Source organism: Embleya sp. NBC_00888, from assembly GCF_045207655.1.
Lineage (GTDB): Bacteria > Actinomycetota > Actinomycetes > Streptomycetales > Streptomycetaceae > Embleya.
The window spans coordinates 5,038,347-5,050,663 of the sequence record NZ_CP108785.1 but is presented as its reverse complement, the minus strand read 5'-3'; the positions used below and the strand labels follow the sequence as shown (position 1 = coordinate 5,050,663).

12 protein-coding genes and 2 pseudogenes are annotated in these 12,317 nt (G+C 69.8%); 7 read left to right on the top strand and 7 right to left on the bottom strand.

Annotated features, from left to right (window positions below):
• Positions 1-179: 179 nt before the first annotated feature.
• The 6 genes from OG948_RS56390 to OG948_RS56365 form a co-directional block, all read right to left on the bottom strand.
• Positions 180-425 carry a hypothetical protein gene (locus OG948_RS56390; RefSeq protein WP_331772849.1) on the bottom strand — a complete coding sequence of 82 codons (246 nt, stop codon included), beginning with the start codon at positions 423-425 and terminating at the stop codon, positions 180-182.
• Positions 422-1,381 (bottom strand): MBL fold metallo-hydrolase, encoded by a 960-nt coding sequence (locus OG948_RS56385; RefSeq protein ID WP_331772848.1) that lies wholly within the window; start codon positions 1,379-1,381, stop codon positions 422-424. Before OG948_RS56385 ends, OG948_RS56390 begins: the two co-directional genes overlap by 4 nt.
• Positions 1,378-1,614 carry a hypothetical protein gene (locus OG948_RS56380; protein ID WP_331772847.1) on the bottom strand — a complete coding sequence of 79 codons (237 nt, stop codon included), beginning with the start codon at positions 1,612-1,614 and terminating at the stop codon, positions 1,378-1,380. Before OG948_RS56380 ends, OG948_RS56385 begins: the two co-directional genes overlap by 4 nt.
• An 83-nt stretch (positions 1,615-1,697) precedes the next feature.
• A complete protein-coding gene (locus OG948_RS56375) occupies positions 1,698-2,039 on the bottom strand; it encodes a hypothetical protein (protein WP_331772846.1) in 342 nt (113 codons plus the stop codon).
• Positions 2,040-2,055: 16 nt separating this feature from the next.
• A complete protein-coding gene (locus OG948_RS56370) occupies positions 2,056-3,546 on the bottom strand; it encodes an AMP-binding protein (protein WP_331772845.1) in 1,491 nt (496 codons plus the stop codon).
• Complete coding sequence (locus OG948_RS56365) at positions 3,539-4,561, bottom strand: fumarylacetoacetate hydrolase family protein (RefSeq protein ID WP_331772844.1); 1,023 nt, start codon at positions 4,559-4,561, stop codon at positions 3,539-3,541. Before OG948_RS56365 ends, OG948_RS56370 begins: the two co-directional genes overlap by 8 nt.
• Before the next feature lie 113 nt (positions 4,562-4,674).
• Between OG948_RS56365 and OG948_RS56360 the strand changes: the two genes are divergently transcribed.
• The 5 genes and pseudogenes from OG948_RS56360 (at position 4,675) to OG948_RS56340 (ending at position 7,937) form a co-directional block, all read left to right on the top strand.
• On the top strand, positions 4,675-5,340 hold the full coding sequence (locus tag OG948_RS56360) for a TetR/AcrR family transcriptional regulator (RefSeq protein ID WP_406300801.1): 666 nt from the start codon (positions 4,675-4,677) through the stop codon (positions 5,338-5,340).
• 240 nt (positions 5,341-5,580) lie between these two features.
• Positions 5,581-5,844 carry a hypothetical protein gene (locus OG948_RS56355; protein ID WP_331772842.1) on the top strand — a complete coding sequence of 88 codons (264 nt, stop codon included), beginning with the start codon at positions 5,581-5,583 and terminating at the stop codon, positions 5,842-5,844.
• Positions 5,808-5,932 (top strand): annotated as a pseudogene (locus OG948_RS56350) (IS30 family transposase); the annotation flags it as partial. The gene OG948_RS56355 and the pseudogene OG948_RS56350, both read left to right, overlap by 37 nt.
• Positions 5,933-6,310: 378 nt before the next feature.
• Positions 6,311-6,912 (top strand): annotated as a pseudogene (locus OG948_RS56345) (nitrilase-related carbon-nitrogen hydrolase); the annotation flags it as partial.
• Positions 6,913-7,103: 191 nt separating this feature from the next.
• A complete protein-coding gene (locus tag OG948_RS56340; RefSeq protein WP_331772841.1) occupies positions 7,104-7,937 on the top strand; it encodes a sulfurtransferase in 834 nt (277 codons plus the stop codon).
• Between the two features lie 1,226 nt (positions 7,938-9,163).
• Here the strand turns inward: OG948_RS56340 and OG948_RS56335 are convergent.
• On the bottom strand, positions 9,164-9,742 hold the full coding sequence (locus OG948_RS56335; protein WP_331772840.1) for a helix-turn-helix domain-containing protein: 579 nt from the start codon (positions 9,740-9,742) through the stop codon (positions 9,164-9,166).
• A 123-nt stretch (positions 9,743-9,865) separates the two neighbouring features.
• On the opposite strand from OG948_RS56335, the gene OG948_RS56330 reads away from it, so the two are divergent.
• A complete protein-coding gene (locus tag OG948_RS56330) occupies positions 9,866-10,324 on the top strand; it encodes an ATP-binding protein (protein ID WP_331772839.1) in 459 nt (152 codons plus the stop codon).
• A 339-nt stretch (positions 10,325-10,663) separates the two neighbouring features.
• On the top strand, positions 10,664-12,193 hold the full coding sequence (locus OG948_RS56325; protein WP_406300800.1) for an APC family permease: 1,530 nt from the start codon (positions 10,664-10,666) through the stop codon (positions 12,191-12,193).
• Positions 12,194-12,317: the final 124 nt, after the last annotated feature.

Here is a 12,317-nt window from a genome sequence, read left to right as displayed (position 1 = left end):
GGCCCGGGTGCGACCGCAGGCGGCGGATCACCGGGTCCGAGCGTTCCCGGATCGTCGCCGTGGTTCGAGCCGCCTCCGCCCGGTCGCAGGCGCGGACATCACGACGCACCGAGTCGACAACGCCCCTTCGACGATCAGGCCGCCGCCCGTGGGCCCGTCGGGTGTGCGAGTTCTTCCGTTCAGGCCAGGCAGGTGAGTGCTCGTCCTCCGTTGTAGGCGCGCATGTCGGCCAGGGCCGCGCGGGTGCCGGCCTCGGTGGCGCACACGTCGATGGCGGCGGTGCGCGAACGTCCGACCAGGAAACCGGCGTTGTTGATCCACCATGTTCCGTCGGGGTGGACGTAGGCGAAGGCGCCGTCGCTCACCTCCTGCACGATCGCAGGCTCGGGCGCGTGGGCGTGGGCGTGGGTGAGGGTGGAGCTCATTCGGTGAATCCTTCGAGTTCGGCGATGCGGCGGAACACCTCGCGGGTGTCGACCCGCGCGAGGGTGGGGTCGAGTTCGTAATAGACGCTCAGGACGTTCTGGGCGATGCGACCGCGCTCGTCGAGTGCGGCGAAGCGGCCGAGGCTGATGTCGCGCACGGCGTCCTGCGGTGACATCCCCCGGTCGTGCCGAGCGCGCGCCTCCTCCTGGACCCACACCAGGTAATCCCGTACCTGGTGGATGTCCGTGGCGGCGACGACGGGTCCGTGGCCCGGGACCACCCGTTCGGGTTCGAGAGCGAGCATCCGGTCGCACGCCGTGATCCAGTTCGAGATCGGACCGGCCCAGCTGATCGGTGTGCCGCCGATGAACAGCAGGTCGCCGGCGTACAGCACGCGTTCGGAGGGCACGAAGACCACGCTGTCGCCGCCGGTGTGGGCGGGCCCGAGGTTGATGATCCGCACCTCGGTGCCGCCGACGACCAGGGTGAGTTCGTCGTCGAAGGTGCGGGTGGCGACCTGCGGAGTGATGTCCGAGAAGTCGAACGGCTCGAAGATGTGCCGTGCGAACCGGCCGACCGCGCCCTGCCGGCCGAGCAGGTCCCGGATGAGTTCGGGACCGTTCGTCGCCATCTCCTCGGCGGTGGCGCGCGAGGCGATGATCTCGCAGTCGGCGACGAGTTCGTTGCCGAACCAGTGGTCGCCGTTGGCGTGGGTGTTGACGACGGTGCGAATCGGAAGGTCGTCGGTGACCGGGCGCATGCCCTGGAGCATCTCGCGCGTCATGGCCAGGTCGAACAGTGTGTCGACCAGCAGCGATTCGCCGTCGCCGGTGATCAGACCGGCGTTGCTCCAACCCCAGGTGCCGTCCGGGACGAGCCAGGCGTGGCAGTGCTCGGTGAGGGGGTGCAGGCCGCGGGTGTAGGGGATCCCAAGGTTCGGTGTCGTCGTTGTCATCGGTGTTCCCTCCGGGATTGGTTGATGGCGTCGTTCACGGCCTCGAGGCCGGGCGCTGCCGGAATGCGGCGTACTGACTCGCGTGCCGGGTTGCGTCCGAGGAGGCCGACCAGTGCGAAGACGAAGCTGACGACCGCGAGGAACCGCCGGCCGGTGTTGAAGCTCGTGTGGGGGACGACGTGGCCGAAGACGATCGGGACGAAGAATCCGCCGACCGCGGCGAGGGTGAGCATCAGTCCGGTGGCGGTGCCGACGTGCTCGTGCCGGATCTTGCTGATCCGGGTCGGACCGGCCGACCACGCGGCGAGCCCGAAGATCAGGAAGAAGCCGATGCGGACATCGCGCCGGCGGCACCTTGGACGGCCGGTCCGATCACCGGGGTGCGCTTCATCCCGATGGCCGTGGCGAGCATGCCGCCGGGTACGTGGGCAAGACCGTAGCCGACGATGAACAGCGAGATCAGGAAGCTCAGCGGCCCCAGGCCCGCGTGGAATTCGGCGCCGATGAGCGGGAAGGCCGTGGCGACGTCGAACCGGTTGAGGGTGAGCGCGAGGAACCCGGAGCAGATCAGGGCGAGCATGCCCCAGCGCGGATTGCCGGACTCCGAGGGGGACCAAGAGGCGGACATCGTCGAGGCGGGGGCGGATGATGTGGTCATGCTGTCCTCCGAAAGGTCAGCTGCTTCTTCGCGGCGGACCGGTCGATCCGATCCGGAGCTCGGGCAACGAGCGGAGGTCGGCCTTGCGGATCTTGCCGACACTGGTACGCGGGAGGGCGTCGACGAACACCACGGAGCCGGGCACTTTGAAGGCGCTGAGCCGTTCGGCGCACCAGCCGATCAGGTCGTCCGCCGTGAGCCGGTGGCCGGGGCGGACGGTGGCGACGAGGACGATGGCCTCGTCGCGTATCGCGTCGGGGACCCCTACGGCGGCGGATTCGACAATCGCCGGGTGCTCGTTCGCGACCCGTTCGATCTCACCGGCCGAGACGTTCTCGCCGGCCCGTTTGATCATGTCCTTGTTGCGGTCGACGAAGTAGAGGAACCCGTCGTCGCCACGGCGGGCGAGGTCGCCGGTGCGCAGGCCCTTGTCCATGAAGGCGTCGTCGGTGGCGCGAGCGTTGTTCCAGTAGCCGGCCGCGAGGGTGCGGCCGGGACGTCCGACGATGCGCATCTCGCCGGTCCCCGGTCCTTCGACCGTCGCACCGTTCTCGTCGACGAGATCGATCGTGACGCCGGGCAGCGGGCGGCCGATGCTGTCCCAGCGGCGGGTGCCGTCGTCGGGGTTGATCGTGGGCGGCAGGACGGTCTCCGTCATGCCGTACAGCTGCAGCAGCCGGGTCCCGAAGCGGCTCTCGAACGCGCCGGCGTCGGTGGCGCTCAGGTTCTGGGCGAAGAGCACGGCGCGCAGACGGTTGTCCGCGTCGTGCGGCTGCGGGGCGGCGGCCAGGATCATCCGGACGGGCGCGGCGAAGAGGCTGGCGAGGGTCGCGCCCGTCGTCCGTGCCTGGCGTCCCCATCCGCCGGCCGAGAACCGCGGCGCGAGCGCGATCGAGGCGCCGGTCACCAGGGCCGACATCGTGCAGTAGTACTGGGCGTTGGCGTGGAAGAGCGGCAGGACGATCAGCCATCGGTCCGCCGCGGTGACGTTCAGGTGGTCGGCGACGGCCCGGCCCACGGCGACGTAGTTCGCGTCGGTGACCATGACTCCCTTGGCGCGGCTGGTGGTTCCGGACGTGTAGAGGATCGCCGCGACCATGCCGGGGTCACCGGCGTCGGCGTACCGGTCGGTGTCCGGGCCGTCGTCGCGCTCGATGTCGGCGCGAAGCGCGTCGGCCTCGGCAGCGTCACGGATCGAGACCGCGGGCGCGGCGTCGGCGAGGACGTGCGCGAGTTCGTCCGCCGACGACTGCGGACCGGTCGGCACCAGCACGGTGCCGGACAGGGCCGTCGCGAACCAGACGTCGAAGAACTCGGGGCAGTTCGGCAGTTGCACATGGACGCGGTCGCCGGGCCGCGCGCCGCGCCGCCGCAGCCCGGCCGCCGTTTCCCGGCTGCGGCGCAACTGCTCGGCGTAGGTGATCGTGACGCCGTCGTCGAGGACGGCGAAGACCCGTTCCGGGTCCTCGGCGTGCCGGCGCAGCAGACCGGCGACAGTGTCAGCCATGGTCGACTCGCGCCCGGGGTGAGCCGTGGTAGGCGGCGACGCCCGCGCCCTCGCGGCGGGTCCGCTTCTCCCCCACGGGATTGCGCAGGACGCCGACTCCGGACGCCTCGAGTTCGACGACGTCGCCGGGCTTGATCCACCGGTCGAGTTCGAGGCCGCATCCGCCGCCGACCGTCCCGAGGGCGAAGAACTCACCGGGATGGACGTCCTCGTCGAGGGAGGCCCAGGCCAGCACCTCGGCGAAGGAGAACTGGCGATGTGCGGTGCTGCCGGATGCCCACTCCTCCCCGTTGACCCGGGCCGTCATCTCGATCGACCACTCGTCGACCTCGTCCATGGTCAGCACGCACGGCCCCATCGCGGTGCAGAAGTCCTTGCCCTTGGAGGGCCCGATGGTGAGGCTCATCTCGAAGAACTGGATGTCCCGCGCGCTGACGTCGTTGAAGATGGTCACACCGGCGATCCGCTGCTGGGCCTCGCCGGGGGTGAGGTCGCGGCCGCCGCCCGAGGTGAAGAAGCCGAGTTCGAGTTCGAAGTCGAGCTGGTCGGTGTACGAGGGCCACAGCAGGGGCTCGTCGGGCCCGATGATCGTCTCGGTGTTGCACTTGTAGCAGATCGGCATGGCCTCGAAGGCCGGCGGAACCTTCAGCCCCGAGCCGCTGGCGTGCTGGGTGTAGGTGAGATAGTCGCGGACCCGGCGCGGCCGTGGCACGGGGGCGAGCAGTCTGACGTCCCCGAGCGCATGGACGACCGGCGTGCCCGAGTCGTCGGTGAGGGTGTCCCCGCGCTCGTGGCGTGCCCGGGCGGTCTCGAGCGCCCGCTCTGCATGGCGGTGGCCCTCGTCACCGCTCTCGAAGAAGGCGACCATCTCTGTCGCGACGTACGGGGTACGACCGGCGGCCGCGGCGCCTGCGCGCAACCGCTGGTCGGCCGCCAGCACCGGGCCCGGCTCGATGACCGTCGACCCGTCGAGGATCCCGAGCCGCGGATCACCCGCGGCGCTCTGAAACGTCACCAGTCGCACGCCGACCCCAATCTGTACTGCGGTTCATTTTTAGACTCCAGTTCAACTTGTGGGTAAAGTAGGCCACGTCGACGTGCCCGTCAATGGATCCGGCTGAGGGAGTTATGGGCGAGATGTTCTTGGAGTCCGCAGGGTCGGCGTCCTCGTCGGAGGCGATCGCCCCGGACCGGCGCACCCGGGGGCGCGAGCGGCGCCGCAACCAGGTCTACGAGGCCGCGGTCGCGCTGATCATCGACAAGGGGTTCGACAACACGACGATGGACGACATCGCGGAGCGGGCCGATGTCGCACGGGGCACGGTGTTCAACCACTTCGCCCGCAAGGCGGCGTTCCTGGACGAGTGGGGCGCACGCCGTCGCCGGCGCGCGCTCGACACGATCTATTCCGAGCATCTGGAAGACCATTCGCTACGCGAGGTCCTGGAGCGCTACATGATCGAACTGGCGGAGATCAGCACCCGGACCCGGACCGAGACCGTCGCGCTCATGGGCGCGTCCGTCCACGCCATCAACGTGCTGGAGAACCCGCCGCTCGCCGCCGAACTCGGCTCGATCCTGGCGCGGGCCCGCAAAGACGGCCGCCTCGCGCCCGGCGTGGACCCCCGACTCGGGGGGCTGCTGCTCGCGAGCGGGTACTTCGCGACGCTCACCGCGTGGATCGTCGAGGAGCCGGCACCGTTCGCCTTGCGCTCCCAACTGGTGAGCATGGTGAATATCGTGCTGGACGGGATCCTGCTGCCCGACCGGTCCGGCGACGCCGCCGGCGGATGAGCCGCACGCCGCGGCGCGGGGCCGGGACGTGTACCCCTCGGCGGCGCGGCGCCGGTTCGGCGGCGGCCCCGGTGGCGAGGACGCCGAGGCCGTCGGCCCCACCGACCCGCACGCTACGGCGCCGGTTCGAGTACGCCCTTCGAGGAACGCAGCACCAGCCATGACACCGGGCTCGACGACCGAGGTCGCACTGACCGCCCGCACCGGGGCCACCGGCAGCGACAAGACGCAGTCTTGGAAATGATTGCCGATCAGGAGGCCTATGCCGCGCGGTTCGACGACCTCGTCTCGGCTTTGGCACAGCGGCGTGGGTTCCGCGAGTACCCGGCCGGGTTGTTGCTGCCGAGGGACCGCAACAAGACGCCGACCTGCCTGGCCGGTGCGGAACCCGTGGTCGGTGCACGGCATCCGGCGGTGCGGCGGCCGCAGTTCTTGCTGTCCCAGTCGATTTGGGACCACGAGCGCATCTGCTGCGGCAGTACTTCCCCAAGGGCACCGACCTGAGCCGTTACAACCGGGACGATCTCACCGCCGTCGCTGCCGCTCTCAACGAACCCGCCGCAAAACACTCGGCCGGCGAACACCCGCCGAAGGCCCCAGCGGTCACCTACTCTCGCCACAGAGAAGCGCTGTTGCAACGACTCCTCGAACCCGGAGCAAGCTCAATGCACGCCGGCTGCGAAGGGCACCACGAGGGCGCTCCATCGGGTCGGTCGACACCCTGTTCTGCCGACACCTTCCCGGATACACCGGCTCCGACATCACCCGGCGTGGCAGAGGCGTCGAACGCGACACGCGCTTCAGCGCCCAACTCCAGGACCTGCTCGACGAATGGCTCGTGCACTGGCACCAGCGCCCCCACGATGGGCCGCGCCATCTGCGCCACCCGGTGATGCCGAAGGTCACGCCGACGCCGCACCACCGCGCTCGTCGCAGTCGCCGGGTACATGCCGGTACCGCCGAGCGATGTGTGATCGGCACCGTCGAGCGCGCGGCTCGACCCTCCACTGCTCGGCACTGTCCTTCGGTCCGGACGGACTCCTCGGCAAGCACCGCAAACCCATGCCGACCGCCACCGAGCGGCTGATCTGGGGCTTCGGCGACGGCTCCACGATGCCAGGGTCGACACGGGCCGCGAACGGCTGGGCTCTGCCATCTGCCGGGAGAACTACATGCCGCTGTTCAGAACCGCCATGTACGCCAAGGGTGTTGACGTCTGGTGCGCGCCGACGGTGGACGACCGGGAGAACTGGCAGGCCACCATGCGCGTGGCCCTGGATGGCCGCTGCTTCGCCCTGAGCGCCAACCAGCACCTGCTCCGCTCCGACCTGCCCCGACCTCCACCCCGTGCAGGGCGACACTCCGGAGACCACACTGATTGGCGGCGGCAGCTCCATCATCTCCCCACTGGGCGAGGTCCTGGCCGGACCCCTGCGGCACGACGAAGGCATTCTCACGGCCGAACTCGACCTCGGCGAGATCGCCCGCGGCCGCTTCGACTTCGACGTGACGGGCCACTACGCCCGGCCGGACGTCTTCAGCCTCACCGTCGACGAAACGCCCCGGCCGGCGATGGACGGACCCGTTCTTGCCTCACAGGCAAAGTATTTGACCGTGAGGCAGAGGCCCGCCTATACCTGGTCAGGACACGCCGCCCTCCGGATACGGCCGGGCGTCGCCCCTCACCGTCGGGCTCCAGTGGTGTGCTCCGTCTCGATGGCTCCCTTCGCCTGCCCGACGCCTACCGCTTGGGAGAACCTGCCGTGAGCCGAACCCGCGTACTCGTCGACGCCGACTGGGTCGAAGCCCGCCTCGACGAGCCCGGCGTCGTGCTCGTCGAGGTCGACGAGGACACCGCCGCCTACGACAGGAACCACATCCGCGGCGCCTTGCGCATCGACTGGCGCCAGGACCTCCAGGACCCGGTCCGCCGCGACTTCGTGGACCGGGCCGGCTTCGAGGCGCTGCTCTCGGCCAAGGGCATCGCACGCGAGGACATCGTTGTACTCTACGGCGGCAACAACAACTGGTTCGCCGCCTTCGCGTACTGGTACTTCAAGGTCTACGGCCACCAGGACGTGCGGCTTCTCGACGGCGGACGCAAGAAGTGGGAGCTCGACGGCCGTGAGCTCGTCTCCGAGGCCGTCTCCCGCCCGGCCACCGTCTACACCGCCTCGGCCCCGGACGATTCGTTGCGCACCCTGCGCGACGAGGTGCTCGAGTCGATCGGTTCGCAGAACCTGGTCGATGTCCGCTCCCCCGAGGAGTTCTCCGGTGCGCTCAGCGCCCCGGCCCACCTGATCCAGGAGGCGGCCCTCCAGCGCGGTCACATCCCCACGGCGGTCAACGTTCCGTGGTCCAAGGCGGCCAACGACGACGGCACGTTCAAGTCCGACGAGGAACTTGCCGCCCTGTACGCAGCGGTGGACACCGAACGCGACACCATCGTGTACTGCCGCATCGGCGAGCGCAGCGCGCACACCTGGTTCGTCCTGAGCGAGATCCTCGGTCTGCCGGGCGTCAGGAACTACGACGGATCGTGGGCCGAGTACGGCTCCCTGGTCGGTGTTCCGATCACCCTGCCCACCGCTGAATAGCACGCCGACGAGGCGGCCCCTGCCCGAGTCGCCGCATCCGCTGCCGAAGGAGTGACACACATGGTCGACCGGCCGATGTCCCGGCCGCCCGGGCCGCCGGCCCTCACCACCGGCGTTTCAGGCGACCTCGGCCCGGTCTCCGTCCGCTCGCCCGGGACGGCGCGTTCATCGAACTGCCCCCGGCCCTGGCCCAGGACGACGCGTGGGAGGACCCTGCCCCTGCCACCGACCGGGCCGGCGGGCGTGAGACCGAGGAGCGGGACGACGAAGGCGGGGACAACGATCGGCCTGTTCGCGTTCGGGGCGGGCGGCCCGTGCACTCGGCACTGTCGACGCGTGCAGTCGCGTCAATGAACGACAAGGCGATCCACGGCCCCGTCGTCCACCGCCTGGAACTCGCCGGTGCGCCCGTATGGGCCTGATCGCGCAGCCGCGGGTGGTCGTCGTCGAGATCACCGATCCGAGTGCACGAGCGTCTACTCCGGCCTCCCCCTCGACGGTGGCCCGATCCTGCACGCAGCATCGCGAACTCTCCGCGGAGCCGGGCACCTTTTGTCGGGGGCCTTCGCGCGCAGCCGAGCCCCGACAACCCGCTGCGTTTCACCGTGGCCCGGCCGATACCCTGCATCCCGCACGGGGCAGGGCCTGAGCGCCAACTGATCAGGCTCCTGGACAGGTTCCCAGCCGTATCAGCGGAGATACCGCCGGGTACACGAGCGCTGATGTGTCCGTCGGCGCCCCGACTGGCCCGACGCCGTACCGGCCGCTCTACGACACCGTGGGTGGTCCGAGCCGCCGCTCGCCCGTCGCACATCGAGGCATCCGTGGGGCCGCCGTGGTTTCCGTGCCGACCCGCACGGCGGGGGTGCGGCGGTTCGCGGCCGGCAGGCTCGACTGGAGGAAAACGTCTCCGATCGACGTGGATTCGGTGGCGGCGACGATCTTGAGGCGGGTTCCGGTGTGGCGGGTCGCGGGTCTCGGCGTCGGTCCGATCCCCCGGCCCCGACACCGCCGTGTCGGGGTCCCGTTCCTCGCCGAGCGGGCGCACCGGGATCGCGAAGCCGATGCGGTCGGTGCTCGCGTCGTCGACGCGTCGGGGGAACTCGCGGAGCCGAGCGTAGTGGCTCTTCCGCGGGGGCGGGCCGATGTGGACTTCATGGAGAACGAGGCGGTCGCGACAGACCACCCCGTCGCCGTTGCCGGGCAGCCTCCGGGCCGCGCGCTGCTCAGGCGGAGCGGGCGTCGCCGTTCGCGGTGGCGTCGAGGAGGAGGCGGGCGGCGTCGCGGGCCTGGTGTGCGGGTTCGGGGCTGGCGATGATCGCCGCGGTTGTCATGGCGCCTTCGGCGAGCAGGGCCAGGTGGTCGGCCAGCGGGGTCGGCGCGTCGGCGGCCGTCGTCAGGTCGGCGAGGTAGCGGAAGAAGTGCTCCTTGTGTGCCCGGGCGGCCTCGGCGACCGCGGCTTCGCCGGCGCCGAGTTCCCCGAAGGAGTTGACGAAGGCACAGCCCCGGAAATCGGGCTCGGCGAACCAGTCGTGGAGCCAGTCGAAGACGGCCAGGATCCGCTCGCGCGGGTCGGTCCGGGCCTCGACGTACGCGGCCAGGCTCCGGCGCCACCGGAGGTCGCGTCGCCGCAGGTACGCCTCCACCAGGTCCGCCTTGGACGGGTGGAGCCGGTAGAGCCGCTTGAGGGAGACGCCGGACGCGGTGCGGATCTCGTCCATGCCCACCGCCTGGATGCCCCGGGCGTAGAACAGGGACTCGGCCGCGTCCAGGACCCGCAGCTCCGCGGTCTCGGAGTCGATCATTTCTCCCACCTTCTCCCTCTTGCCCTCTTGCGCAGAGAACCATCGTTCTCCTATAATAGCAGCAAGTTTTGAGAACGGTCGTTCTCCTCGGGGGTCGGGACCGACAAGATCGCGAGCCTCGCCATGTTCGTCTCACCGAACGCAACACCGCCGGCCCAGACCGGAGAGCTTCGCCGCCGGACACGGGCAACGTCGCCACCCGACACTCCCCGATGCGCCGCCACCGCCCTGCCGGCCCAGGAGTGCCGGGTCTCCGACGCCCGCCGATTCGCCCGCGCCCTCCTGGCCTCCTGGGGTGTGACCGGAGACGACCTGGACTCCGCCGTCCTGATCGTCGGCGAACTGGCCGCCAACGCCGCCCGGCACGGCCGCGCCGACATGACCCTCGTCCTGACCCTGACCGACCGCGTCCTGAACGTCGAGGTCGTCGACTCCGGCGAACCGGACGAGCACCCCCACCCCCCATGCGCCGACGACGAACACGGCCGCGGCCTGGCCATCGTGGAACACCTCGCCGAAAGCATCGACATCCGAGAGGAACCACGCCGCCACACCACACACGCCACCCTGCGCCTCACGTGATTCCGACACGCGCCGAGCCGACCCCACCCGACGCGAGGGAGCGCGCGCCGTGCGGCGTCCACCAGGGTTTCGGCCTTGTCGTCTTCGATTCGAAACCGTGGAAACCCGGGCCTTGTAAACAGGCCGGGATACTCGCCCCGGGGCCGGCGGTGGTCTGTGGCAACGATCACAGTGTCGATGTCTCGGGGCTTCTTCTGACGCATTGCCCGTTGCGGGGTTTTCCGGTCCGGAGGGACGCTTGCGGCCTGTCGGATCACGCACCGTTCGACGATCGGCCGTGGATCAGGCGTCCGTCACACGCGCCGTACCCATTTCGGCCGTACCCCTCCTGGAGGTGGGATGTCCACCCAGCAACAGCCCCTCGACAGTGCCGAGGTCGACGTGGCCGTGCCGATCCCCGGCGAACAGGTCAACCGGCTCAAGGCCAACTCCGTCGGGTTGGTCGGCGTCGTCTTCATGGCGGTCGCCACCGCCGCCCCGATCACCGCGATGACCGGCAACCTGCCGATCATCGCCGGGTCGGGCAACGGCATCGGCGCCCCCGCCGCGTACCTGTTCGCCACCCTCGTGCTGACCGTCTTCTCGGTCGGGTACGTCGCGATGGCCAAACACATCACCGCCGCCGGCGCCTTCTACGGCTTCATCTCGCACGGCCTCGGCCGGGTCGCGGGCATGGCGTCGGGCCTGCTCGCGGTCCTGGCGTACGTCGTCTTCGAAGCCTCCATCATCGGCTTCTTCGCCGCCTCCTTCAAACAACTCGCCGGCGACCAGTGGGGGCTCGACCTGCACTGGGGCCACTACGCGATGTTCGGACTGCTGGCCATCGCGGCGATGGCGTTCTTCGACATCCACCTCACGGCGAGGTTCCTCGGCGTCGCACTGATCCTGGAGATCGCGGTACTCGCCGCCGTCTCCCTCGCGGTGCTGTTCACCGGCGGCGGACCGGACGGCATCCTCGGCGAGGCGGTCGACCCGCTCAAGGCCTTCGACGGAGTCAACGGCAGCATGGGCGCCGCCGGCCTCGGACTGTTCTTCGCCTTCTGGTCCTGGGTCGGCTTCGAGTCGACCGCGATGTACGGGGAGGAGTCCCGCGACCCGAAGAAGGTCGTCCCCCGGGCCACCCTCATCTCGGTGGTCGGCGTCGGCCTGTTCTACATCTTCGTGTCCTGGATGATGGTCTCCGCCGCCGGCAGGTCCCACCTGGCCGAAGCCGCCTCCGAGGGCACCCTGTTCTTCGCACCCCTGGGCGACCACTTCGGCGACACCTCGGTCGAGATCTTCCAATGGCTGGTGGTCACCGGCTCCTTCGCCTGCGCGATGGCCTTCCACCAATGCGCCTCGCGCTACCTCTACGCCATCGGCCGCGAGGGCTTCATCCACCCCGCACTCGGCAGGACCCACCCCAGGCACGGCTCCCCGTACATCGCCTCCTTCGTCCAGTCCGTCATCGCGATCCTCCTCGTGCTGGCGTTCATCGTCGCGGACATGGACCCGTCGGTACACCTGTACGGCCTGCTCGCCCTACTCGGCACGATGGCGATCCTCATCGTCCAGACACTGTGCTCCTTCTCCGTCGTCGGCTACTTCCACATACAGCACAAGCACCCCGAGACCAGGCACTGGTTCACCACCCTCACCGCACCGATCACCGGCGGCGTCGCGATGGCCGCCGTGGTCGGCCTCCTCGTCTACAACATGGACACCGCCGCCGGCGCAGCCGCGGACACCCTGCTCTTCAAACTCATCCCCTACATCGTCGGCGGCTTCTTCCTCACGGGCATCGCCCTCGCCCTCTACATGAAACACCAACGCCCCGAACGCTACGAGCGGATGGGCCGCATCATCCTCGAAGACGCAGCCGAACGCTGACCCCCTCCACCCGGCCCCGGGCGGGCCCCAGCAACCCCGCGCAGGCCGGTCGGTGGGTTCCGCGAGATCCGCGACAAGGCCGCTCGGGACCGAACCGAGCCGTCGTGTATCGATCAAGCCCGCC